The following is a 21,947-nucleotide window of genomic DNA, read 5'->3' on the forward strand; positions in this document are numbered from 1 at the left end:
GTCTAACAGCAAAACGTTGGGGGTAGCCCGACCTGCGTGAGCACAAGGCTCCGCAAGACCGGCCCGGCCCACCTTACCGGCGAGCATCCTTCCCCGGAATGACCAACCGGGGATGCCCCGCACGAAAGTACGGAACATCCCCGGCTGGATGTGGCATCACTCTCAGACGAGCTCGGTGACCGAGCCGCCCGCGGCGGTGATCTTCTCCTTGGCGGAGCCGGAGACCGCGTCAACGGTCACCTGCAGCGCCACGGAGACCTCGCCGGTGCCCAGCACCTTGACGAGCTGGTTCTTCCGCACGGCACCCTTGGCGACCAGGTCGGCCACCGTGACCTCGCCACCCTCGGGGTAGAGCGCGGCCAGCTTGTCCAGGTTCACGACCTGGTACTCGGTGCGGAACGGGTTCTTGAAGCCCTTCAGCTTCGGAAGACGCATGTGGAGGGGCATCTGCCCACCCTCGAAGCGCTCCGGAACCTGGTAGCGGGCCTTCGTGCCCTTGGTACCACGACCGGCCGTCTTGCCCTTGGAGGCCTCACCACGACCGACACGGGTCTTGGCGGTCTTGGCACCCGGGGCCGGACGGAGGTTGTGGACCTTCAGCGGAGACTGCTCTCCCATGTCAGTCGACCTCCTCGACCGTGACGAGGTGGCGCACGGTGTGGACCATGCCGCGGATCTCCGGGCGGTCCTCCTTGACCACGACGTCGTTCAGCCGCTTCAGGCCGAGCGAACGCAGAGTGTCACGGTGGTTCTGCTTGCTGCCGATGTAGGACTTGACCTGCGTGACCTTGAGGCGAGCCATTACGCACCCACCCCTGCACGCGCCCGGAGCAGAGCAGCCGGGGCCACGTCCTCGAGCGGCAGGCCACGACGGGCGGCGATCTCCTCGGGGCGCTGCAGGCCCTTCAGAGCCTCCACCGTGGCGTGCACGATGTTGATCGCGTTGTCCGAGCCGAGCGACTTCGACAGCACGTCGTGGATACCGGCGCACTCCAGGACGGCGCGCACCGGACCACCGGCGATCACACCCGTACCGGGGGAAGCCGGCTTGAGCAGGACGACGCCCGCGGCCTTCTCGCCCTGGATCGGGTGCGGGATGGTGCCCTGGATACGGGGGACCTTGAAGAAGTGCTTCTTGGCCTCCTCAACGCCCTTGGCGATGGCGGCCGGCACCTCCTTGGCCTTGCCGTAACCGACACCCACGGTGCCGTCACCGTCGCCCACCACGACCAGCGCGGTGAAGCTGAAGCGACGACCACCCTTCACAACCTTGGCGACGCGGTTGATCGCGACGACGCGCTCAACGTACGCGGTCTTCTCGGCGGCAGCTGCGCCGCCGTCACGGCCCTTCCGGTCCCGCCGCTCGCCGCCACCGGCACCGCCACCGCGGCGCTGGGGTCCAGCCATTGGATTTACCTCTCTCTGTTTCCGCTAGCTACGGAACCGGCTCAGAAACCGAGCCCGGCTTCGCGGGCGGCGTCGGCCAGGGCAGCGATGCGACCGGCGTACCGGTTGCCACCGCGGTCGAACACAACGGTCCCGACGCCGGCCGCCTTGGCCCGCTCGGCGACCAGCTGGCCGACCTTCTTCGCCTGCTCGGTCTTGTCGCCCTCGGCACCCCGGATCGAGGTGTCCAGGTGCGACGCCGAGGCCAGGGTGTGGCCCTTGAGGTCGTCGATGACCTGCGCCGTGATGCCCCGGTTGGAACGGGTCACGACCAGGCGCGGACGCTCGTCCGTGCCCGAGATCCGCTTGCGGACGCGGATGTGGCGACGCTTCTTGGCAGCGCCCTTGTAAGCGTCGCCCTTGGCGATCTTCACGCCGTATGCCATGGCTTACTTACCAGCCTTTCCGACCTTGCGGCGGATGACTTCGCCCTCGTACTTGACGCCCTTGGCCTTGTACGGGTCGGGCTTCCGCAGCTTGCGGATGTTCGCGGCGACCTCGCCGACCTTCTGCTTGTCGATGCCCTCGACCGAGAACTTGGTGGGGCTCTCGACCTTGAAGGAGATGCCCTCGGGGGCCTCGACGAGGATCGGGTGGCTGTAGCCCAGGGCGAACTCCAGGTCGGAGCCCTTCGCCTGGACGCGGTAGCCGACACCGCTGATCTCGAGCTTCTTCACGTAGCCCGCGGTCACGCCGGTGATCATGTTCGCCACCAGCGTGCGGGACAGGCCGTGCAGGGCCTTGTTCTGACGCTCGTCGTTCGGACGCGACACCTGCAGGGTGCCGTCCTCGCTCTTGACGATGTCGATCGGCGCGGCAACGGTGTGGGTCAGGGAACCCTTGGGGCCCTTCACCGAGACCGTCCGGCCATCGATGGTGACGTCCACGCCGGCGGGAACCGGGATGGGCAGCCGTCCAATACGCGACATGGCTATACCTCCGTTTCCCGACTACCAGACGTAGGCGAGGACTTCCCCACCCACGCCCTTCTTGTTGGCCTGCTTGTCGGTGAGGAGCCCGTGGGAGGTGGAGATGATCGCCACGCCCAGGCCGCCGAGCACCTTCGGCAGGTTGGTGGACTTTGCGTAGACCCGCAGACCGGGCTTGCTGATGCGCTTGATGCCGGCGATCGAGCGCTCGCGGTTGGGACCGAACTTCAGGTCGATGGTGAGGTTCTTGCCGACCTCGGCGTCCTCGACCTTCCAGCCCTGGATGTAGCCCTCCTGCTGGAGGATCTCCGCGATGTGCGACTTGATCTTGCTGAACGGCATGGTGACCTCGTCGTGGTACGCGAAGTTCGCGTTCCGCAGACGCGTCAGCATGTCTGCGATCGGGTCAGTCATGGTCATGTGATGGCCTTAGGCCTCTCTCGCCGGGGTTTCCTATATGCGCCATCCCTCTCCCCCATGAGACTGGAGGCGGGTGCGGCGCGGGGACCTACGGCGTAGTAAGACGGTCATGGGCGGCGGGCGCCCAGCCCCTTTACCTTACGGTACTCAGGGCTGAGCTCCCGCCACTCATCTGCTTACCGAGAGCCCTGGTGGTTACCAGGAGCTCTTGGTCACGCCCGGCAGCTCACCGCGGTGCGCCATCTCACGAAGGCACACGCGGCACAGGCCGAACTTGCGGTACACGGAGTGCGGACGGCCGCAGCGCTGGCAGCGCGTGTAGGAACGCACGCCGAACTTGGGCTTGCGGGCGGCCTTCGCGATAAGAGCCTTCTTCGCCACGGCTCACGCCTCCTTGAACGGGAAGCCGAGGTGACGAAGGAGCGCGCGGCCCTCAGCGTCGTTGGTCGCCGTGGTCACCACGGTGATGTCCATACCCCGGGTGCGGTCGATCTTGTCCTGGTCGATCTCGTGGAACATGACCTGCTCCGTGAGACCGAAGGTGTAGTTGCCCCGGCCGTCGAACTGCTTCGGCGACAGACCGCGGAAGTCGCGGATGCGCGGGAGCGCGAGCGACAGCAGACGGTCCAGGAACTCCCACATGCGGTCACCGCGGAGGGTGACGTGGGCGCCGATCGGCTGGCCCTCGCGCAGCTTGAACTGCGCGATGGACTTACGGGCCTTGGTGACGGCCGGCTTCTGGCCGGTGATCGTGGTGAGGTCGCGGATCGCGCCCTCGATCAGCTTGGAGTCGCGGGCGGCGTCGCCCACACCCATGTTGACCACGATCTTGGTGAGACCGGGGATCTGCATGACGTTCTCGTACTGGAACTCGTCACGCATCTTGCCCGCGATCTCCTCGCGGTAGCGCGCCTTCAGACGAGGCGAAGTGGTGGCAGTCATCAGATGTCCTCACCGGTCCGCTTGGCAACGCGGATCTTGTTGCCCTCGTCGTCGAAGCGGTAGCCGACGCGGGTCACGACCTTCTTGCCGTCCTTCTCCACGACCAGCTGGACGTTGGACACGTGGACGGGAGCCTCGGTCGTGATGATGCCGCCGGTCTTGGAACCGCGAGCGGTCTGGCCGGCCTTGGTGTGCTTCTTGACCCGGTTGACACCCTCGACCAGGACACGGTCCTCGGCGGGGTAGGCCGCGATGACCTTGCCCTGCTTGCCCTTGTCCTTACCGGTGATGACCTGGACCAGGTCGCCCTTCTTGATCTTCATCGGTTACAGCACCTCCGGCGCGAGCGAGATGATCTTCATGAACTTCTTCTCGCGCAGCTCCCGGCCCACGGGGCCGAAGATACGGGTGCCGCGGGGGTCACCGTCGTTCTTGAGGATGACGGCCGCGTTCTCGTCGAAGCGGATGTACGAACCGTCGGGACGGCGGCGCTCCTTGACGGTGCGCACGACGACCGCCTTGACGACGTCGCCCTTCTTCACGTTGCCACCGGGGATCGCGTCCTTGACGGTGGCGACGATGACGTCACCGATTCCCGCGTAGCGGCGACCGGAGCCACCGAGCACACGGATGCAAAGAATCTCCTTCGCACCCGTGTTGTCGGCGACACGCAGTCGCGACTCCTGCTGGATCACGTCTATCTCCTGATCGTCTGCCGGTTCCCTCCGGGGCGGGCCCGGAGAGCCTGGCGGAACCGTCCTGCGGGGAGATCCCCGCAGGAATTACGTGCCGACCGGGGCCGGGCCGCGCGAGGTCGTCGCGCGGCCCGGCCGGCCGAGCGGTCTTACTTGGCCTTCTCGAGGATCTCGACGACGCGCCAGCGCTTGCTCGCGGACAGCGGCCGGGTCTCCATGAGGAGGACGCGGTCGCCGACGCCCGCGGCGTTCTGCTCGTCGTGCGCCTTGAGCTTGTTCGTACGGCGGATGACCTTGCCGTACAGGGCGTGCTTCACACGGTCCTCGACGGCGACCACGACGGTCTTGTCCATCTTGTCGCTGACCACGAGGCCCTCACGGGTCTTGCGGAAGCCGCGCTGCTCGCTGCTCTCAGTCACATTCTTCTCGCTCATCAGGCGTTCTCCACCGTCTCGATGCCGAGCTCACGCTCACGCATGAGGGTGTAGATCCGGGCGATGTCCTTGCGGACGATCCTCAGCCGGGAGTTGTTCTCGAGCTGTCCGGTGGCCGCCTGGAAGCGGAGGTTGAACAGCTCCTCCTTGGCCTCACGCAGCTTCGCGACGAGCTCCTCGTCACCCAGCTGGCGCAGCTCGGTCGCCTTGGTACCGGCCGCCATTACAGCTCACCTGCCTCGCGCCGGACGATCCGGCACTTCATCGGAAGCTTGTGGGCGGCTCGGGTGAGCGCCTCACGCGCAACCTTCTCGTTCGGGAAGGACAGCTCGAACATCACCCGACCGGGCTTGACGTTCGCGACCCACCACTCCGGGGAGCCCTTACCGGAACCCATGCGGGTTTCGGCCGGCTTCTTCGTGAGGGGACGGTCCGGGTAGATGTTGATCCAGACCTTGCCGCCACGGCGGATGTGACGGGTGATGGCGATACGAGCGGACTCGATCTGCCGGTTCGTCACGTACGCCGGGGTGACGGCCTGGATGCCGTACTCACCGAACGCCAGCTCGGTGCCACCCTTGGCCATGCCATCACGCTTCGGGTGGTGCTGCTTACGGTGCTTGACCCGACGGGGGATCAGCATGGGAGTCAGGCCTCCGTTCCGGTGGTCTCCGCAGCCGGAGCCTCAGCGGTGGTCGCCTCGGCCTTGGGGGCCTGGGCGTCACCCTGGGGACGACGGCCACGGCCGCCGCGCTCGCCACCGCGGCGCTGCGGACGGTCATTGCCACCGCCACGGGCCGGGCGGTTGCCGGCGCGGGCGGCGGCGTTCTCGGCGCGGACCTCGGCGATGTTCTTGACGTCGCCCTTGTAGATCCACACCTTCACGCCGATGCGGCCGAAGGTCGTACGGGCCTCGAAGAAGCCGTAGTCGACGTTGGCGCGCAGCGTGTGCAGCGGAACGCGGCCCTCGCGGTAGAACTCCGAGCGGGACATCTCGGCGCCGCCGAGACGGCCACCGCACTGGATCTTGATGCCCTTGGCGCCGGCCTTCATCGTGCTCTGCATCGACTTGCGCATGGCACGACGGAAGGAGACACGGGAGGACAGCTGCTCGGCGACGGCCTGGGCCACCAGCTGAGCGTCCGTCTCCGGGTTCTTGACCTCGAGGATGTTGAGCTGGACCTGCTTGCCGGTCAGCTTCTCCAGGTCGCCGCGGATGCGGTCGGCCTCCGCGCCGCGACGGCCGATGACGATGCCCGGCCGGGCGGTGTGGATGTCGACGCGGACGCGGTCGCGGGTGCGCTCGATCTCCACCTTGGAGATGCCGGCCCGCTCCATGCCCTGCGTCATCATCCGGCGGATGGCGACGTCTTCCTTGACGTAGTCCTTGTAGAGCTTGTCGGCGTACCAACGGGACTTGAAGTCCGTCGTCACGCCGAGCCGGAACCCGTGCGGGTTAACCTTCTGGCCCATTACCGGGTTCCTTCCTTGCTGCTGACGACCACGGTGATGTGGCTGGTCCGCTTGCGGATCCGGTAGGCACGGCCCTGGGCACGCGGACGGAACCGCTTCAGGGTCGGGCCCTCGTCGACGTACGCCTCGCTGATGTACAGCGACTCGGCGTCGGTGTGGTCGTAGTTGTGCGCGGCGTTGGCAATGGCGCTGTCGAGCACCTTGCCCACCGGCACGCTCGCGGCCTGCGGGGCGAAACGCAGGACCGCCTGAGCCTCCGTGGCGCTCATGCCACGGATGAGGTCCACCACGCGGCGGGCCTTCATGGGCGTGACGCGGATGTACCGCGCCTGGGCCCTGGCTTCCATGGTTGTCCCTTCGGTGTCTGTCATGGTCTTCGCTTTCCGCAGATCAGCGACGACGCGACTTGCGGTCGTCCTTCTCGTGGCCGCGGAAGGTGCGGGTCGGCGCGAACTCGCCGAGCTTGTGGCCGACCATCGACTCGGTGACAAACACCGGGACGTGCTTACGGCCGTCGTGCACCGCGATCGTGTGGCCCAGCATCGCCGGGATGATCATCGAGCGGCGGGACCAGGTCTTGATGACGTTGTGGGTACCGGCCTCGTTCTGAGCGTCCACCTTCTTGATCAGGTGGTCGTCGACGAAGGGCCCCTTCTTGAGACTGCGCGGCATCTAAACCCGCTCCTAGCGCTTCTTGTTCGTCTTGCGGCGGCGGACGATGTACTTGCTGCTGGCCTTCTTCGGCGAGCGAGTACGACCCTCCTTCTGACCCCACGGGCTGACCGGGTGGCGACCACCGGAGGTCTTGCCCTCACCACCACCGTGCGGGTGGTCGACGGGGTTCATGGCCACACCGCGGACGGTCGGGCGGACGCCCTTCCAGCGCATACGGCCGGCCTTGCCCCAGTTGATGTTCGACTGCTCGGCGTTGCCGACCTCGCCGATGGTGGCGCGGCAGCGGACGTCGACCATGCGGACTTCACCGGACGGCATGCGAAGGGTGGCCATGGAGCCCTCCTTCGCGAGCAGCTGCACCGAAGAGCCCGCGGAACGCGAGATCTTGGCGCCGCCGCCGGGACGCAGCTCGATGGCGTGGACGGTGGTACCGACGGGGATGTAGCGCAACGGCAGGTTGTTGCCGGGCTTGATGTCCGCGCCGGGGCCGTTCTCGATCCGGTCGCCCTGGTTCAGCTTGGCCGGGGCCAGGATGTAGCGCTTCTCGCCGTCCGCGTAGTGCAGGAGCGCGATGCGCGCGGTGCGGTTGGGGTCGTACTCGATGTGCGCGACCTTGGCCGGCACGCCGTCCTTGTCGTGACGACGGAAGTCGATCACACGGTAGGCGCGCTTGTGGCCACCGCCCTGGTGGCGAACGGTCACACGACCGGCGTTGTTACGGCCGCCCTTGCTGTGCAGCGGGCGGACCAGCGACTTCTCCGGCGTGGACCGCGTGATCTCGACAAAGTCGGCGACGCTGGAGCCACGACGGCCCGGGGTCGTCGGCTTGTACTTGCGGATACCCATTTCTCAGTCCTCGGAAGATTCCGGACTTCTGAACGTTCCGGCCCCCGTTAGGAGACCGGGCCGCCGAAGATGTCGATGCGGTCGCCCTCGGCGAGGGTCACGATGGCGCGCTTGGTGTTGGCGCGCTTGCCGAAACCGGTGCGGGTGCGCTTGCGCTTGCCCTGCCGGTTGATCGTGTTGACCCCGGTGACCTTGACCGAGAAGACCGCCTCGACGGCCTGCTTGATCTGGGTCTTGTTGGCGCGCGGGTCGACGACGAACGTGTACTTGTTCTCGTCCAGCAGCGCGTAGCTCTTCTCGGAGACCACCGGCTTGACCAGGATGTCACGGTGGTCCGTGAAGGTCTTGCTGGTGATCGCGGTCTGCTCGGCCATCAGGCGTCGCTCCCTTCGGTCTCGGCGGCGCCGGAACCGGTGAAGCGGTCGAAGGCGGCCTTGGTGAAGACCACGTCGTCGGAGACGAGCACGTCGTACGTGTTCAGCTGGCCGGCCTCCAGGATGTGGACCTGGGGCAGGTTGCGGGCGGAGAGCCACGCGACCTCTTCGGCGCGGTCCGCGACGAGCAGCACGTTCTTGCGGTCGCTGATCTTGCCCAGCAGCGTCTTGGCGGCCTTCGTCGACGGGGCCTCGCCCTCGACGACGCCGGTCACGACGTGGATGCGGTTGTGACGCGCCCGGTCGGTGAGGGCACCGCGCAGGGCGGCGGCCTTCATCTTCTTCGGGGTCCGCTGCGAGTAGTCACGCGGCACGGGACCGTGCACGACGCCACCACCGGCGAACTGCGGGGCGCGGGTCGAGCCCTGACGGGCGCGGCCGGTGCCCTTCTGGCGGTACGGCTTCTTGCCACCGCCGCGGACCTCGCCACGGGTCTTGGTCTTGTGGGTGCCCTGACGGGCGGCAGCGAGCTGCGCCACGACGACCTGGTGGATCAGCGGAACGCTGACCTTGGCGTCGAAGATCTCGGCGGGGAGCTCTACGGTCCCGGCCTTGTCGCCGGCGGGCGACAGAATGTCAATGGTGCTCATATCCTCAGGCCCCCTTGGCCGCGGTGCGGACCAGGACGAGGCCGCCGTTCGGACCGGGAACCGCGCCCTTGATGAGCAGCAGGCCCTTCTCCGCGTCAACGGCGTGAACGGTCAGGTTCTGGGTGGTCACCCGCTCGTTGCCCATGCGGCCCGCCATGCGCAGACCCTTGAACACACGGCCCGGGGTGGCGCAGCCACCGATGGAGCCGGGAGAGCGGTGCTTGCGCTGGGTGCCGTGTCCGGCGCCGAGGCCCTTGAAGTTGTGACGCTTCATGACACCGGCGAAACCCTTGCCCTTGCTCTTGCCGGTGACGTCCACCTTCACGCCGGCCTCGAAGACCTCGGCAGTGATCTCCTGGCCGAGGGTGTACTCGGCGGCGTCGGAGGTGCGGAGCTCCACCAGGTGGCGGCGGGGGGTCACGTCGGCCTTCGCGAAGTGGCCCTTGAGGGGCTTGTTCACCTTGCGCGGGTCGATCTCGCCGAAGGCGATCTGGACCGACTCGTAACCGTCGACGTCGTTCGTGCGGACCTGGGTCACGACGTTCGGGCCGGCCTTGACCACGGTCACCGGGACGACACGGTTGTTCTCGTCCCAGACCTGGGTCATGCCGAGCTTCTCGCCCAGGATGCCCTTGATCTGCTTAGCCATCTGTTCCGCGCCTCTCAGAGCTTGATCTCGATGTCGACGCCGGCCGGAAGGTCCAGGCGCATCAACGAGTCAACGGTCTTGGGCGTCGGGTCGAGGATGTCGATCAGGCGCTTGTGCGTGCGCATCTCGAAGTGCTCGCGCGAGTCCTTGTACTTGTGCGGCGACTTGATGACGCAGTACACGTTCTTCTCAGTGGGCAGCGGCACCGGGCCCGCGACCTGCGCACCAGTACGCGTCACCGTCTCGACGATCTTCTTCGCCGAGGAGTCGATGACCTCGTGGTCGTAGGCCTTGAGCCGGATGCGGATCTTCTGTCCCGCCATGGCTACTTCGTAGTCCTGTCTGCTAGATAACGCTCTGGAACCCGGTGGTTCGACCGCCTTCTCCGACCCACGCGGTCGGGCGTGTCGCTTCCCTTCCCTTGAATCTCCGCATGGCGGAGACCCTCCGGGAGGGGATACGTGGGAGAAGGCACCCACCGAGTGCCTGGTGAGCACCCCGCTGACACTTCCCGGAAGATTCCCGTACGTCCGCCACCCCGCCTGGGCGGAGTTGACGACGAGTACTGTGGGACTCGCTTCCGGTCCTCCCGACGGGAGGCGCGCAGCATCGGCACTCGACCGAGCAACCCGGCTAGTCTGCCATACCGGGCACCCGGGACGCCAATCGGGGCCGCAGTACTTTACCCCGCGTGCCCGCTCCCCCAAACCCGGGTCAGAGTCCGGCGGTGTACACCAGCAGGCGCGGGGTGCCGGCCGGGGCGTCGACGGGGACGCCGGGGGTGGCGCTGGCCGACAGCCAGGAGGCGAGGAAGGACGTGGAGACGTCTCCGTACGTGTCCTTGTAGAGCGCCGCCACCCCCGTGACGTGCGGGGCCGCCATCGAGGTGCCGCTCATGCTGACGAGACCGCCGCCCAGGGCCGCGGACGTGATGTTCGTACCGGGGGCGCTGATGTCCACGCAGTCGCCCCAGTTGCTGAAGGACGCCATGCGGTCCTCCTCGTCGGTCGCCGCGACGGTGTACGCGCCGGGCGCACCGGCCGGGGAGACGCCGCAGGCGTCCTCGTCGGAGTTGCCCGCGGCGACGACCGGGAGGACCCCCGCCGCCGCCAGACCCTCCACCGCGCGGTCGGCCGTCTCGCTGTGCGGGCCGCCGGTCGACAGGTTGGCCACCGCCGGTTTCACGGCGTGCGCGGCCACCCAGTTCATCCCGGCGACCACCGTGGCCACCGTGCCGTCGCCGTCGCAGCCCAGCACCCGCACCGACACCAGTTTCGTCCGCCGGGCGACCCCCGTGGTGGCGCCGCCGATGGTCCCGGCGACGTGCGTCCCGTGCCCGTGGCAGTCCGCGCCGTCGCGGCCGTCACCCATCGCGTCGAAGCCGGGCGCCGCCCGCCCGCCGAACTCCGCGTGCCCGAAGTCGATGCCCGTGTCGATGACGTACGAGGTCACCGAGGCGCCTGTCGCGCGCACACTGAACGCGGCCCCGCCGCGGGCCCGGTCGGCGATCCGCGCCAGACCCCAGGAGGGCGCGGCGGCGGCCGCGGCCGTCTGCGCCGCCGGCTTCGGCGCGGCGACCCTCGCGTCCTGCTCCAGCGCTTCCACACCGGGCACCGCGCGCAGCCGGGAGACCTGCTCGTCGCTCAGCCGGGCGGCGAAGCCCACCAGCACGCTCCTGTAGGTGAACATCGGACGCGCCTCGACGCTGCGCAGCACCGAGTCCGGGTCGGTACCGGGTCGCAGCGTCACCAGGTACTGCCCGGTGATGCCGCCCTGGGCCGCCATCCGCAGCGGGGCGGCCGGCGGCTCCGGTGCCGCCGCGGCCCCGGCCAGGGCGGGCAGGACGGCCGTCAGAACGACAGCGGCCACTGCCCAGCGCTGGGACAGGCGCATGACGGGCTCCTCGGGGACGCGACACGGACACACCGAACGTCACCAGTCGTAACACTCGGTGTCCGATCCCTGCTCGCGCTGCGCGCCGATCGGGGGATCGGGCGGCGAGGCGGGGTCTCCGACGATCGCGCACCACTGCGCGGCTCCCCCACCGGCACGGCATCCGTCATCGACCGCCGGGCCGAGGCGTCCGGGCCACCGCCGCGGCGGACCCCACCCCCCGGTCCCGGGCACGCACCGCACATCGCAGCAGGGCCCCGCCGGCCCCTCGTACGCCCGACCGCCGGGCCGAGGCGTCCGGGCCACCGCCGCGGCGGACCCCGCCCCCGGTCCCGGGCACGCACGGCACGCACCGCACATCGCAGCAGGGCCCCGCCGGCCCCTCGTACGCCCGACCGCCGGACTTCCGGCGGGAGTTCACCCCAAGCAGCGGGGAGGGGAGATCCGGTCGGAGTTCGTGTCCCCCGGCACGCCGGCCCGCCACCGCGGCGGCGGGACCGGGCGTCACCTCGGCGTACCCGCGTCGCCCGAGTGGGGCGCCGTGCGCGGGAGAACACCCTCCGGGGCGGGCGGGCCCTCTGGGCGACGTGGACACGGTTCCCGGCCGCCGGTCGCTTCCTCACCGCTCTCGCCGCCCTCGTCGCGGGCAGGGCGGCCGCCCTGGCGGGCGGCTGGAACCGTCCCGGCGCCGCAGGCGCCGGACCCGCGCCCGCTCCCCTGCCGTCCCGCACGGCGACCGGTCGGGGGCGGCTGCTTCAGGTGCCCGCGCGTCCCGATCACGAGCTGCACTCCGTGAACCCTGACACCGTCCGACGCGTCCGGGCGGGCGTCCCCGTCGTGTCGGTGTACGTCACGGCCCGCGAGGCCCGCGGTCTCGGCCGCCCACCGGGGCGACCGGGTCCTGCCCCCGACGAGGCCGCCTACTCCGCGGCCCGCCACCAGGGACTGCGCCGGGCGTACACGGCGATGCCGGGCGCCGGCCTCTTCACGCCCTGGCGGCGCGGAACCTGCCGGCTGGCCCACGGCATGACAGCCGAGGTCGACACGCTGCGGGTGAACGGCCGTGAGACGGTGCGGGTACGGCTTCCCCGCCCTGCACAGCCGCCCCGGGGCCGGTCCGGCCCTCGTGGGCTTCGGCGTGGACGCGACGCCTTGGATCTGGTGCCCCGCGCCGCCCTCCCCGGTCCGGGGCGCTTTCGCAAAACCCACGGCACAACGGCGAGGGCCCCGGCCCACCGCGTGAACGGTGGGCCGGGGCCCTCGTGCAACTCGCCTACGGCAAGCGGCAGATCGCCGGGATCCTTACTTCAGGATCTTGGTGACCTGGCCGGCGCCGACGGTCCGGCCACCCTCGCGGATGGCGAACTTCAGGCCCTCCTCCATGGCGATCGGCTGGATCAGCGCGACCGTCATGGCGGTGTTGTCGCCCGGCATGACCATCTCGGTGCCCTCGGGGAGGGTCACGACGCCGGTCACGTCCGTGGTACGGAAGTAGAACTGCGGGCGGTAGTTGTTGAAGAACGGGGTGTGACGGCCACCCTCGTCCTTCGACAGGATGTAGGCCTGGGCCTCGAACTCGGTGTGCGGGGTGACCGAGCCCGGCTTGATGATGACCTGGCCGCGCTCGACGTCCTCGCGCTTGATGCCGCGGAGCAGCAGACCGACGTTCTCACCGGCCTGGCCCTCGTCGAGCAGCTTGCGGAACATCTCGATGCCGGTGACCGTGGTGGTGGTCTTCTCGGTCTTGATGCCGATGATGTCGACGGTCTCGTTGACCTTGAGGACACCGCGCTCGATACGACCGGTGACGACGGTGCCACGACCGGTGATCGTGAAGACGTCCTCGATCGGCATCAGGAACGGCTTGTCGACGTCGCGCTCCGGGGTGGGAACGGCCTCGTCCACGGCCTTCATCAGGCCGAGGAGCTTCTCGCCCCACTCCTTGTCGCCCTCCAGCGCCTTCAGCGCGGAGACGCGGACGACCGGCAGGTCGTCGCCCGGGAACTCGTACTCGGAGAGCAGCTCACGGACCTCGAGCTCGACGAGCTCCAGGATCTCCTCGTCGTCCACCATGTCGGCCTTGTTCAGGGCGACGACGATGTAGGGAACGCCGACCTGGCGGGCCAGGAGCACGTGCTCCTTGGTCTGCGGCATCGGGCCGTCGGTGGCGGCGACCACCAGGATCGCGCCGTCCATCTGCGCGGCACCGGTGATCATGTTCTTGATGTAGTCCGCGTGACCCGGGCAGTCGACGTGCGCGTAGTGACGCGCCTCGGTCTGGTACTCGACGTGCGCGATGGAGATGGTGATACCGCGCTGGCGCTCCTCGGGAGCCTTGTCGATCTGGTCGAAGGCCGAGGCCTCGTTCAGGTCCGGGTACGCGTCGTGCAGCACCTTGGTAATGGCGGCCGTGAGGGTCGTCTTACCGTGGTCGATGTGACCGATGGTGCCGATGTTGACGTGCGGCTTAGTCCGCTCGAACTTCGCCTTCGCCACTGGGGTCCTCCTGTGGAGTTGCTGTACGCCTTACTTCATCGGCGCCAGGGTGATCTTTGCTGGGTTGCGGGCGGCCGGGGCATCCGACGCTCCTCTTGCGGTTCGCGGCGGAATGCCCCTAAGCCTCCCGGTCAAGCCTAGTGCGAGAGAAACCGCTGAGTTACTCGCCCTTGGCCTTCGCGATGATCTCCTCGGCGACGTTCTTGGGAACCTCGGCGTAGGAGTCGAACTGCATCGAGTAGCTCGCGCGACCCGACGTCTTGCTGCGGAGGTCGCCGACGTAGCCGAACATCTCCGACAGAGGCACCAGAGCCTTGACGACCCGGGCACCGGCACGCTCCTCCATGGCCTGGATCTGGCCACGGCGGGAGTTGATGTCACCGATGACATCGCCCATGGACTCCTCGGGCGTGGTGACCTCGACGGCCATCATCGGCTCGAGCAGCACGGGGCTGGCCTTGCGGGCGGCCTCCTTGAAGGCCTGCGAACCGGCGATCTTGAACGCCAGCTCGGAGGAGTCGACCTCGTGGTAGGCACCGTCGAGAAGGATGACGCGCACGCCGACCATCTCGTAGCCCGCCAGGATGCCGAACTTCATGGCCTCCTGGGCACCGGCGTCCACCGACGGGATGTACTCGCGGGGGATGCGGCCACCGGTGACCTGGTTGACGAACTCGTAGGAGGCGTCGCCACCCTCGAGAGGCTCGACCGTGATCTGGACCTTCGCGAACTGGCCCGTACCACCGGTCTGCTTCTTGTGGGTGTAGTCGACCTTCTCGACCGTCTTGCGGATGGTCTCGCGGTACGCCACCTGCGGCTTGCCGACGTTGGCCTCGACCTTGAACTCACGGCGCATGCGGTCGACCAGCACCTCGAGGTGCAGTTCGCCCATACCGCCGATGATGGTCTGGCCGGTCTCCTCGTCCGAGTGAACCTGGAAGGAGGGGTCCTCCTCCGCGAGACGCTGGATGGCGACACCCAGCTTCTCCTGGTCACCCTTGGACTTGGGCTCGATCGCGACCTGGATGACCGGCGCCGGGAAGTCCATGGACTCCAGGATCACCGGGTTCTTCTCGTCGCTCAGCGTCTCACCGGTGGTGGTCTGCTTCAGGCCCATGACGGCGACGATGTCGCCGGCGCCCACCGAGTCGATCTCCTCACGCTTGTTGGCGTGCATGCGGTAGATCTTGCCGATGCGCTCCTTGCGGCCCTTGACGGAGTTCAGCACGGCGGTGCCGGACTCCAGGCGGCCGGAGTACACGCGGACGAAGGTGAGCTTGCCGAGGTGCGGGTCGCTCATGATCTTGAACGCCAGCGCCGACAGCGGCTCGTCGTCGGACGGCTTGCGCTTGATGATCTCCTCGGCGTCGCCGACCGCGTGGCCCTCGATGGCCTCGACGTCCAGCGGGGAGGGGAGGTAGCGCACGACCGCGTCGAGCAGGGGCTGCACGCCCTTGTTCTTGAACGCGGTGCCGCAGAAGACCGGGGTGACGGTGACGCCGTCGCCCTTGCCGGAGTTGATGGTGACCCGGCGGATGGCCGCGTACAGCTGCTCCTCGGTGGGCTCGGTGCCCTCGAGGTACAGCTCCATCATCTCTTCGTCGTTCTCCGCGACGGCCTCGAGCAGCTTGCCGCGCCACTCCTCGGCGGCCTCGGTGTGCGTGGCCGGGATGTCGACGATGTCGTACATCTCGCCCTTGGTGGCCTCGGCGGACCACACGAGGGCCTTCATGCGGACGAGGTCGATGACGCCCTTGAAGTCGGCCTCGGCACCGATCGGCAGCTGCATGACGATCGGGGTCGCGCCCAGGCGGTCCACGATCATGTCGACGCAGCGGTGGAACTCGGCACCGGTCCGGTCCAGCTTGTTGACGAAGCAGATGCGCGGGACGCCGTAGCGGTCCGCCTGACGCCACACGGTCTCGGACTGAGGCTCGACGCCGGCGACACCGTCGAACACCGTCACGGCACCGTCGAGCACGCGCAGGGAACGCTCCACCTCGACGGTGAAGTCGACGTGACCCGGCGTGTCGATGATGTTGATGGTGTGGTCGACGTTCTCCAGCGGCCAGTGACAGGTGGTCGCGGCGGACGTGATCGTGATGCCGCGCTCCTGCTCCTGCTCCATCCAGTCCATCGTGGCAGCGCCGTCGTGGACTTCACCGATCTTGTACGAGACACCGGTGTAGAACAGGATCCGCTCGGTGGTCGTCGTCTTGCCCGCGTCGATGTGGGCCATGATCCCGATGTTGCGGACCCTGGCCAGGTCAAGTGAAGTGGTAGCCATAAGGCTTCAGTCTTCTCTCGGTTCTCGATGGGGTAGCGACTACCAGCGGTAGTGCGCGAAGGCCTTGTTGGACTCGGCCATCTTGTGGGTGTCCTCGCGGCGCTTGACCGCGGCGCCCAGACCGTTGCTGGCGTCCATGAGCTCGTTCATCAGACGCTCGGTCATGGTCTTCTCGCGGCGGGCACGGGAGTACCCCACGAGCCAGCGCAGCGCGAGGGTGTTGGCACGGCCGGGGCGGACCTCGACCGGGACCTGGTAGGTCGCGCCACCGACACGGCGGGACTTGACCTCGAGGGAGGGCTTGACGTTCTCCAGGGCGCGCTTGAGCGTGATGACCGGGTCCTGGCCCGTCTTCTCGCGCAGGCCCTCGAGGGCGCCGTACACGATGCGCTCCGCGGTGGAGCGCTTGCCGTGCAGGAGGATCTTGTTGACGAGCGAGGTCACCAGAGGAGAACCGTAAACCGGGTCGACGATGACCGGGCGCTTCGGGGCGGGGCCCTTACGAGGCATTCTTACTTCTCCTTCTTGGCGCCGTAGCGGCTGCGGGCCTGCTTGCGGTTCTTGACACCCTGAGTGTCGAGCGAGCCGCGGATGATCTTGTAACGAACACCCGGCAGGTCCTTCACACGGCCACCACGCACGAGCACGATGGAGTGCTCCTGCAGGTTGTGGCCCTCACCCGGAATGTAAGCGGTGACCTCGATGCCGCTGGTCAGACGCACACGCGCGACCTTGCGCAGGGCCGAGTTCGGCTTCTTCGGGGTGGTCGTGTAAACACGCGTGCAGACGCCGCGGCGCTGAGGGGAACCCTTCAGTGCGGGCGTCTTGTTCTTCTCGACCTTGTCCTGCCGGCCCTTTCGGACCAGCTGCTGGATCGTAGGCACCGTTTCTCCGGTTTCTGTGTGCCGACTCGATACTTCTAACCTGGGGCTGCAGCGGCTCACTCCGACCCACGCGGTCGGGTGTGTCGCGCACCTCATACGCTCTCCGGCGAAGCGAAGGCACGTATTCGTCGGTGCATCGGCCACGGTGTCCCGCACGGACGAATGCACGCACGAGAACCCGGGCACACCCCAGGCACAAGGTCAGAGCGTACCCAGCGCTCAGCCTTCGGTCAAAACATATGGTCTCGGCCGATGCCGCACCCTCCCGCCGGGCCCCGCGAAGGCTCGCGTGAACGCACTCAGCCGTGACTGACCGCCACTACCACCATAACGATGATCGCGGTGAGCGCGACCATGAACGCGGTCAGGAGATATCCCAGGACGAGCCCGCACACCGCGAGAGCGTCGCCCCGCTCCCCCGTGCGCCGGATCTCCCGCCGCGCCATGTGCCCCAGCACCACGGCCGGTATCCCCGGCAGCAGCAGCCCGAACATCCCCACCGCGCCGCACGTCAGCGAGGCGACGGCTTTGGCGTTGACCGGTGGCGGCGGCACGGGAAGCCGGCGGGGCCGCGGGATGTCCGCGGTGAGTCCGTGCAGCTCCTGGTACGTCACCGCCTGATACGCCAGGCCGACCCGGTCCTCGAACTCCGGCTGGGTCAACCGCCCTTCGGCGAACGCCGCCTTGAGCACGTCCACCGTACGCTCGCGATCATCGTTCGCAGCCCGCATCGTTCCATTATGCCCGGAAAACCCGGGTCCCTGAGTGTCCCGTCACACGGTCGGCCGGGTTCCGCGTCCCACCCCCGTGAGCGGATCGCCCGCAGAACCCCGCCGCCCCCGTCCAGGGCGGTGAAAGACCGCTGGGCGGCCACCCCGGAAGGGATGGCCGCCCAGCGGCTTCGATCGGACGACTCAGCCGTTGTACGGGCCGTAGTCGTAGTCCTCCAGCGGAACGGCCTGGCCGGAGCCGGTGCCGAACGGGCTGTAGTCGATGTCGTCGTAGCCGACGGCCGAGTACATCGCGGCCTTGGCCTCCTCGGTCGGCTCCACCCGGATGTTGCGGTAGCGGGACAGACCCGTACCGGCGGGGATGAGCTTACCGATGATGACGTTCTCCTTGAGGCCCAGCAGGGAGTCGGACTTGGCGTGGATCGCCGCGTCCGTCAGGACCCTGGTCGTCTCCTGGAAGGAGGCGGCCGACAGCCAGGACTCGGTGGCCAGCGAGGCCTTGGTGATACCCATCAGCTGCGGACGGCCGGAGGCCGGGTGGCCACCCTCCGCCACGACCCGACGGTTCTCGGTCTCGAAGCGGCCGCGCTCGACCAGCTCGCCCGGCAGCAGCTCCGCGTCGCCGGACTCGATGATCGTCACCCGGCGGAGCATCTGCCGGATGATGATCTCGATGTGCTTGTCGTGGATCGACACACCCTGCGAGTTGTAGACCTTCTGCACTTCCCCGACCAGGTGGACCTGGACAGCCCGCTGGCCCAGGATGCGCAGCACGTCGTGCGGGTTGGTGGCGCCCACGGTCAGCTTCTCGCCGACCTCGACGTGGTCGCCCTCGCCCACGAGCAGACGGGCACGCTTGGAGATCGGGTAAGCGATCTCGTCGGAGCCGTCGTCCGGGGTGATGACGATCTTCTTGGTCTTCTCCGTCTCCTCGATCCGGATGCGGCCGGCCGCCTCCGAGATCGGGGCGACGCCCTTGGGGGTACGCGCCTCGAAGAGCTCGACGACACGCGGCAGACCCTGGGTGATGTCGTCACCGGCCACACCACCGGTGTGGAAGGTACGCATCGTCAGCTGGGTGCCGGGCTCACCGATGGACTGGGCGGCGATGATGCCGACCGCCTCGCCGATGTCCACCAGCTTGCCGGTCGCCAGCGAACGGCCGTAGCACATCGCGCAGGTGCCCACCGCGGACTCGCAGGTCAGGACCGAACGGGTCTTGACCTCCTGGACGCCGTTGTGGATGAGCTGCTCGATGAGCACGTCGCCCAGGTCGGTGCCGGCGGTGGCCAGCACCTTGCCGTCCACCACGACGTCCTCGGCGAGGCAGCGCGCGTACACGCTGGTCTCGACGTCGTCCGTCTTGCGCAGCGAACCGTCCTCGGCACGCTCGGCGATCGCCAGCTTGAGGCCGCGCTCGGTGCCGCAGTCCTCCTCGCGGATGATCACGTCCTGGGAGACGTCGACCAGTCGACGCGTCAGGTAACCGGAGTCAGCGGTACGCAGGGCGGTGTCCGCCAGACCCTTACGGGCACCGTGGGTGGAGATGAAGTACTCCAGCACGGTGAGACCCTCACGGAACGACGCCTTGATGGGCCGCGGGATGGTCTCGTTCTTGGCGTTGGACACCAGACCACGCATACCCGCGATCTGACGCATCTGCATCATGTTTCCGCGGGCGCCCGAGTCGACCATCATGAAGATCGGGTTGGTCTTCGGGAAGTTCGCGTTCATCGCCTCGGCGACCTCGTTGGTCGCCTTGGTCCAGATCGCGATCAGCTCCTGCGTGCGCTCGTCCTTGGTGATCAGACCGCGCTCGTACTGCTTCTGGACCTTCTCGTCCTGTGCCTCGTAGCCCGCGATGATGGCCTTCTTGGCCTCGGGCACGACGACGTCGGAGATGGCCACGGTGACACCGGAGCGGGTCGCCCAGTGGAAGCCCGCCGCCTTCAGGTTGTCGAGCGTCGCCGCCACGATGACCTTCGGGTAGCGCTCGGCGAGGTCGTTGACGATCTCGGAGAGCTGCTTCTTGCCGACCGGGTAGTCCACGAACGGGTAGTCCTCGGGCAGCAGCTCGTTGAAGAGCGCACGGCCCAGGGTCGTGTTCAGCCGGAAGCTGTCACCGAGCTGCCAGGGCTCCTCGCCCTCCACCGACGCCGGCGGGGTCCAGCCGCGCGGCGGGACGGTGCCGATCGGGAAGCGGATGTCGATCCTCGACTGCAGCGAGAGCTCCCGCGCGTCGAAGGCCATGATCGCCTCGGCGACCGAGCCGAAGGACCGCCCCTCGCCCTTGACCTCGCGCTCCTCCGCGTCCGTGGTGAGGAAGAACAGACCCAGGACCATGTCCTGCGTCGGCATCGTCACCGGACGGCCGTCGGCGGGCTTGAGGATGTTGTTCGAGGACAGCATCAGGATGCGGGCCTCGGCCTGCGCCTCCGCGGACAGCGGCAGGTGCACGGCCATCTGGTCGCCGTCGAAGTCCGCGTTGAACGCGGTGCAGACGAGCGGGTGGATCTGGATGGCCTTGCCCTCGACCAGCTGCGGCTCGAAGGCCTGGATGCCGAGGCGGTGCAGGGTCGGCGCACGGTTCAGCAGCACCGGGTGCTCGGCGATGACCTCTTCGAGCACGTCGTACACGACCGTGCGGCCGCGCTCGACCATGCGCTTGGCCGACTTGATGTTCTGCGCGTGGTTCAGGTCCACCAGGCGCTTCATCACGAACGGCTTGAAGAGCTCCAGCGCCATGGCCTTGGGCAGACCGCACTGGTGCAGCTTGAGCTGCGGGCCGACGACGATGACCGAACGGGCCGAGTAGTCGACGCGCTTGCCGAGCAGGTTCTGACGGAACCGGCCCTGCTTGCCCTTGAGCATGTCGGACAGCGACTTCAGCGGACGGTTGCCGGGACCCGTGACCGGGCGGCCGCGGCGGCCGTTGTCGAAGAGCGCGTCCACGGCCTCCTGGAGCATGCGCTTCTCGTTGTTCACGATGATCTCGGGGGCACCGAGGTCGAGGAGGCGCTTGAGGCGGTTGTTGCGGTTGATGACCCGGCGGTACAGGTCGTTCAGGTCGGAGGTCGCGAAGCGGCCACCGTCCAGCTGCACCATCGGACGCAGGTCCGGCGGGATCACCGGGACGCAGTCCAGCACCATGCCCTGCGGCTTGTTGGTGGTCTGCAGGAAGGCGGAGACGACCTTGAGGCGCTTGAGCGCGCGGGTCTTCTTCTGGCCCTTGCCGGTGCGGATGATCTCGCGGAGCTTGGCGGCCTCCTCGTCCAGGTCGAAGGACTCCAGGCGCTTCTGCAGCGCCGCGGCACCCATCGAACCCTGGAAGTAGGTGCCGAAGCGCTCCCGCAGCTCGCGGTAGAGCAGCTCGTCACCCTCCAGGTCCTGGACCTTGAGGTTCTTGAAGCGGGACCAGACCTCGTCGAGCCGGTCCAGCTCGCGCTGGGCACGGTCGCGCAGCTGCTTCATCTCACGCTCGGCGCCCTCGCGCACCTTGCGGCGCACGTCGGACTTGGCGCCCTCGGCCTCCAGCTCGCCGAGGTCGGCCTCGAGCTTCTTCTGCCGGGACTCGATGTCCGCGTCACGGCGCTGCTCGATCTGCTGGCGCTCGACGGACACCTGGGCCTCCAGCGAGGACAGGTCGCGCGTACGGCGCTCGTCGTCCACCCACGTGATCATGTAGGCGGCGAAGTAGATGACCTTCTCGAGGTCCTTCGGGGCGAGGTCGAGCAGGTAGCCCAGCCGCGACGGAACGCCCTTGAAGTACCAGATGTGAGTCACGGGAGCGGCAAGCTCGATGTGGCCCATCCGCTCACGACGCACCTTGGCGCGAGTGACCTCGACGCCGCAGCGCTCGCAGATGATGCCCTTGAAGCGGACACGCTTGTACTTGCCGCAGTAGCACTCCCAGTCCCGGGTGGGGCCGAAGATCTTCTCGCAGAAGAGTCCGTCCTTCTCGGGCTTCAGGGTGCGGTAGTTGATGGTCTCAGGCTTCTTGACCTCGCCGTGGGACCACTGCCGGATGTCGTCCGCGGTCGCAAGGCCGATCCGCAGCTCGTCGAAGAAGTTGACGTCGAGCACTTTGTCGTCAATCCCTCTTTCGGGGTCGAAAGTCAAACAT

28 protein-coding genes are annotated in these 21,947 nt (G+C 68.0%); all 28 read right to left on the reverse strand.

Going from position 1 to position 21,947, the window contains the following annotated elements; translation table 11 throughout:
• Positions 1–162 precede the first annotated feature (162 nt).
• A complete protein-coding gene (gene rplO / locus ACRWND_RS00185; protein WP_319158052.1) occupies positions 163–618 on the reverse strand; it encodes a 50S ribosomal protein L15 in 456 nt (151 codons plus the stop codon).
• A 1-nt stretch (position 619) separates the two neighbouring features.
• A complete protein-coding gene (gene rpmD, locus ACRWND_RS00190; protein ID WP_018558884.1) occupies positions 620–802 on the reverse strand; it encodes a 50S ribosomal protein L30 in 183 nt (60 codons plus the stop codon).
• Positions 802–1,407: a 30S ribosomal protein S5 gene (rpsE, locus tag ACRWND_RS00195; protein WP_003998815.1), complete on the reverse strand. Its 606-nt coding sequence runs from the start codon at positions 1,405–1,407 to the stop codon at positions 802–804. Before rpsE ends, rpmD begins: the two co-directional genes overlap by 1 nt.
• A gap of 41 nt (positions 1,408–1,448) precedes the next feature.
• Positions 1,449–1,832 (reverse strand): 50S ribosomal protein L18, encoded by a 384-nt coding sequence (gene rplR, locus ACRWND_RS00200; protein WP_431944466.1) that lies wholly within the window; start codon positions 1,830–1,832, stop codon positions 1,449–1,451.
• Between the two features lie 3 nt (positions 1,833–1,835).
• Complete coding sequence (gene rplF / locus ACRWND_RS00205) at positions 1,836–2,375, reverse strand: 50S ribosomal protein L6 (protein WP_431944468.1); 540 nt, start codon at positions 2,373–2,375, stop codon at positions 1,836–1,838.
• A 21-nt stretch (positions 2,376–2,396) separates the two neighbouring features.
• Positions 2,397–2,795 (reverse strand): 30S ribosomal protein S8, encoded by a 399-nt coding sequence (gene rpsH, locus ACRWND_RS00210; RefSeq protein ID WP_431944470.1) that lies wholly within the window; start codon positions 2,793–2,795, stop codon positions 2,397–2,399.
• Between the two features lie 195 nt (positions 2,796–2,990).
• The gene (locus tag ACRWND_RS00215) at positions 2,991–3,176 is read right to left on the reverse strand and encodes a type Z 30S ribosomal protein S14 (RefSeq protein WP_059127180.1); all 186 of its coding nucleotides are present in this window, start codon (positions 3,174–3,176) and stop codon (positions 2,991–2,993) included.
• 3 nt (positions 3,177–3,179) lie between these two features.
• Positions 3,180–3,737 (reverse strand): 50S ribosomal protein L5, encoded by a 558-nt coding sequence (gene rplE / locus ACRWND_RS00220; protein ID WP_018558880.1) that lies wholly within the window; start codon positions 3,735–3,737, stop codon positions 3,180–3,182.
• Complete coding sequence (gene rplX / locus ACRWND_RS00225) at positions 3,737–4,060, reverse strand: 50S ribosomal protein L24 (protein ID WP_431944472.1); 324 nt, start codon at positions 4,058–4,060, stop codon at positions 3,737–3,739. Before rplX ends, rplE begins: the two co-directional genes overlap by 1 nt.
• A 3-nt stretch (positions 4,061–4,063) precedes the next feature.
• On the reverse strand, positions 4,064–4,432 hold the full coding sequence (gene rplN / locus ACRWND_RS00230; protein WP_055718836.1) for a 50S ribosomal protein L14: 369 nt from the start codon (positions 4,430–4,432) through the stop codon (positions 4,064–4,066).
• 149 nt (positions 4,433–4,581) lie between these two features.
• Positions 4,582–4,866: a 30S ribosomal protein S17 gene (rpsQ, locus tag ACRWND_RS00235; protein WP_431944475.1), complete on the reverse strand. Its 285-nt coding sequence runs from the start codon at positions 4,864–4,866 to the stop codon at positions 4,582–4,584.
• Positions 4,866–5,090, reverse strand: coding sequence for a 50S ribosomal protein L29 (gene rpmC, locus ACRWND_RS00240; protein ID WP_431944477.1), 225 nt, complete (start codon positions 5,088–5,090; stop codon positions 4,866–4,868). The genes rpsQ and rpmC overlap by 1 nt, the downstream gene beginning before the upstream one ends.
• Positions 5,090–5,509, reverse strand: a complete 420-nt coding sequence (rplP, locus tag ACRWND_RS00245; protein WP_018558876.1) for a 50S ribosomal protein L16 — start codon at positions 5,507–5,509, stop codon at positions 5,090–5,092. The genes rpmC and rplP overlap by 1 nt, the downstream gene beginning before the upstream one ends.
• A 5-nt stretch (positions 5,510–5,514) precedes the next feature.
• The gene (rpsC, locus tag ACRWND_RS00250) at positions 5,515–6,339 is read right to left on the reverse strand and encodes a 30S ribosomal protein S3 (protein ID WP_431944479.1); all 825 of its coding nucleotides are present in this window, start codon (positions 6,337–6,339) and stop codon (positions 5,515–5,517) included.
• Positions 6,339–6,686, reverse strand: a complete 348-nt coding sequence (rplV, locus tag ACRWND_RS00255; protein WP_361800744.1) for a 50S ribosomal protein L22 — start codon at positions 6,684–6,686, stop codon at positions 6,339–6,341. Before rplV ends, rpsC begins: the two co-directional genes overlap by 1 nt.
• A 43-nt stretch (positions 6,687–6,729) precedes the next feature.
• Positions 6,730–7,011, reverse strand: a complete 282-nt coding sequence (rpsS, locus tag ACRWND_RS00260; protein WP_431944481.1) for a 30S ribosomal protein S19 — start codon at positions 7,009–7,011, stop codon at positions 6,730–6,732.
• 12 nt (positions 7,012–7,023) lie between these two features.
• Positions 7,024–7,860: a 50S ribosomal protein L2 gene (rplB, locus tag ACRWND_RS00265; RefSeq protein WP_319139010.1), complete on the reverse strand. Its 837-nt coding sequence runs from the start codon at positions 7,858–7,860 to the stop codon at positions 7,024–7,026.
• Between the two features lie 47 nt (positions 7,861–7,907).
• A complete protein-coding gene (gene rplW, locus ACRWND_RS00270; RefSeq protein ID WP_431944483.1) occupies positions 7,908–8,234 on the reverse strand; it encodes a 50S ribosomal protein L23 in 327 nt (108 codons plus the stop codon).
• The gene (rplD, locus tag ACRWND_RS00275; protein WP_431944485.1) at positions 8,234–8,884 is read right to left on the reverse strand and encodes a 50S ribosomal protein L4; all 651 of its coding nucleotides are present in this window, start codon (positions 8,882–8,884) and stop codon (positions 8,234–8,236) included. Before rplD ends, rplW begins: the two co-directional genes overlap by 1 nt.
• Positions 8,885–8,888: 4 nt before the next feature.
• Positions 8,889–9,533 (reverse strand): 50S ribosomal protein L3, encoded by a 645-nt coding sequence (rplC, locus tag ACRWND_RS00280; protein ID WP_431944486.1) that lies wholly within the window; start codon positions 9,531–9,533, stop codon positions 8,889–8,891.
• A gap of 14 nt (positions 9,534–9,547) precedes the next feature.
• The gene (gene rpsJ, locus ACRWND_RS00285) at positions 9,548–9,856 is read right to left on the reverse strand and encodes a 30S ribosomal protein S10 (RefSeq protein ID WP_014144312.1); all 309 of its coding nucleotides are present in this window, start codon (positions 9,854–9,856) and stop codon (positions 9,548–9,550) included.
• 391 nt (positions 9,857–10,247) lie between these two features.
• Complete coding sequence (locus tag ACRWND_RS00290) at positions 10,248–11,426, reverse strand: S8 family peptidase (protein ID WP_431944489.1); 1,179 nt, start codon at positions 11,424–11,426, stop codon at positions 10,248–10,250.
• Positions 11,427–12,728: 1,302 nt separating this feature from the next.
• Positions 12,729–13,922, reverse strand: coding sequence for an elongation factor Tu (gene tuf, locus ACRWND_RS00295; protein ID WP_431944491.1), 1,194 nt, complete (start codon positions 13,920–13,922; stop codon positions 12,729–12,731).
• A 160-nt stretch (positions 13,923–14,082) separates the two neighbouring features.
• Complete coding sequence (gene fusA, locus ACRWND_RS00300) at positions 14,083–16,209, reverse strand: elongation factor G (protein ID WP_431944493.1); 2,127 nt, start codon at positions 16,207–16,209, stop codon at positions 14,083–14,085.
• 39 nt (positions 16,210–16,248) lie between these two features.
• Positions 16,249–16,719, reverse strand: coding sequence for a 30S ribosomal protein S7 (rpsG, locus tag ACRWND_RS00305; RefSeq protein ID WP_431944495.1), 471 nt, complete (start codon positions 16,717–16,719; stop codon positions 16,249–16,251).
• A 2-nt stretch (positions 16,720–16,721) separates the two neighbouring features.
• Positions 16,722–17,093: a 30S ribosomal protein S12 gene (gene rpsL / locus ACRWND_RS00310; protein ID WP_014144289.1), complete on the reverse strand. Its 372-nt coding sequence runs from the start codon at positions 17,091–17,093 to the stop codon at positions 16,722–16,724.
• 299 nt (positions 17,094–17,392) lie between these two features.
• The gene (locus ACRWND_RS00315; protein WP_431944498.1) at positions 17,393–17,824 is read right to left on the reverse strand and encodes a DUF1707 and DUF4190 domain-containing protein; all 432 of its coding nucleotides are present in this window, start codon (positions 17,822–17,824) and stop codon (positions 17,393–17,395) included.
• A 183-nt stretch (positions 17,825–18,007) separates the two neighbouring features.
• The gene (locus ACRWND_RS00320; protein ID WP_431944500.1) at positions 18,008–21,907 is read right to left on the reverse strand and encodes a DNA-directed RNA polymerase subunit beta'; all 3,900 of its coding nucleotides are present in this window, start codon (positions 21,905–21,907) and stop codon (positions 18,008–18,010) included.
• Positions 21,908–21,947: the final 40 nt, after the last annotated feature.

It is taken from the genome of Actinacidiphila sp. bgisy167, assembly GCF_965342175.1.
Classification (GTDB): Bacteria; Actinomycetota; Actinomycetes; order Streptomycetales; family Streptomycetaceae; genus Actinacidiphila.

Bases quoted from the DNA above. Each gene is read 5' to 3' on its own strand.
- rplO (WP_319158052.1), bottom strand. From the start codon at position 618: ATGGGAGAGCAGTCTCCGCTGAAGGTCCACAACCTCCGTCCGGCCCCG.
- rpmD (WP_018558884.1), bottom strand. From the start codon at position 802: ATGGCTCGCCTCAAGGTCACGCAGGTCAAGTCCTACATCGGCAGCAAG.
- rpsE (WP_003998815.1), bottom strand. From the start codon at position 1,407: ATGGCTGGACCCCAGCGCCGCGGTGGCGGTGCCGGTGGCGGCGAGCGG.
- rplR (WP_431944466.1), bottom strand. From the start codon at position 1,832: ATGGCATACGGCGTGAAGATCGCCAAGGGCGACGCTTACAAGGGCGCT.
- rplF (WP_431944468.1), bottom strand. From the start codon at position 2,375: ATGTCGCGTATTGGACGGCTGCCCATCCCGGTTCCCGCCGGCGTGGAC.
- rpsH (WP_431944470.1), bottom strand. From the start codon at position 2,795: ATGACCATGACTGACCCGATCGCAGACATGCTGACGCGTCTGCGGAAC.
- rplE (WP_018558880.1), bottom strand. From the start codon at position 3,737: ATGACTGCCACCACTTCGCCTCGTCTGAAGGCGCGCTACCGCGAGGAG.
- rplX (WP_431944472.1), bottom strand. From the start codon at position 4,060: ATGAAGATCAAGAAGGGCGACCTGGTCCAGGTCATCACCGGTAAGGAC.
- rpsQ (WP_431944475.1), bottom strand. From the start codon at position 4,866: ATGAGCGAGAAGAATGTGACTGAGAGCAGCGAGCAGCGCGGCTTCCGC.
- rpmC (WP_431944477.1), bottom strand. From the start codon at position 5,090: ATGGCGGCCGGTACCAAGGCGACCGAGCTGCGCCAGCTGGGTGACGAG.
- rplP (WP_018558876.1), bottom strand. From the start codon at position 5,509: ATGCTGATCCCCCGTCGGGTCAAGCACCGTAAGCAGCACCACCCGAAG.
- rpsC (WP_431944479.1), bottom strand. From the start codon at position 6,339: ATGGGCCAGAAGGTTAACCCGCACGGGTTCCGGCTCGGCGTGACGACG.
- rplV (WP_361800744.1), bottom strand. From the start codon at position 6,686: ATGGAAGCCAGGGCCCAGGCGCGGTACATCCGCGTCACGCCCATGAAG.
- rpsS (WP_431944481.1), bottom strand. From the start codon at position 7,011: ATGCCGCGCAGTCTCAAGAAGGGGCCCTTCGTCGACGACCACCTGATC.
- rplB (WP_319139010.1), bottom strand. From the start codon at position 7,860: ATGGGTATCCGCAAGTACAAGCCGACGACCCCGGGCCGTCGTGGCTCC.
- rplW (WP_431944483.1), bottom strand. From the start codon at position 8,234: ATGGCCGAGCAGACCGCGATCACCAGCAAGACCTTCACGGACCACCGT.
- rplD (WP_431944485.1), bottom strand. From the start codon at position 8,884: ATGAGCACCATTGACATTCTGTCGCCCGCCGGCGACAAGGCCGGGACC.
- rplC (WP_431944486.1), bottom strand. From the start codon at position 9,533: ATGGCTAAGCAGATCAAGGGCATCCTGGGCGAGAAGCTCGGCATGACC.
- rpsJ (WP_014144312.1), bottom strand. From the start codon at position 9,856: ATGGCGGGACAGAAGATCCGCATCCGGCTCAAGGCCTACGACCACGAG.
- ACRWND_RS00290 (WP_431944489.1), bottom strand. From the start codon at position 11,426: ATGCGCCTGTCCCAGCGCTGGGCAGTGGCCGCTGTCGTTCTGACGGCC.
- fusA (WP_431944493.1), bottom strand. From the start codon at position 16,209: ATGGCTACCACTTCACTTGACCTGGCCAGGGTCCGCAACATCGGGATC.
- rpsG (WP_431944495.1), bottom strand. From the start codon at position 16,719: ATGCCTCGTAAGGGCCCCGCCCCGAAGCGCCCGGTCATCGTCGACCCG.
- ACRWND_RS00315 (WP_431944498.1), bottom strand. From the start codon at position 17,824: ATGCGGGCTGCGAACGATGATCGCGAGCGTACGGTGGACGTGCTCAAG.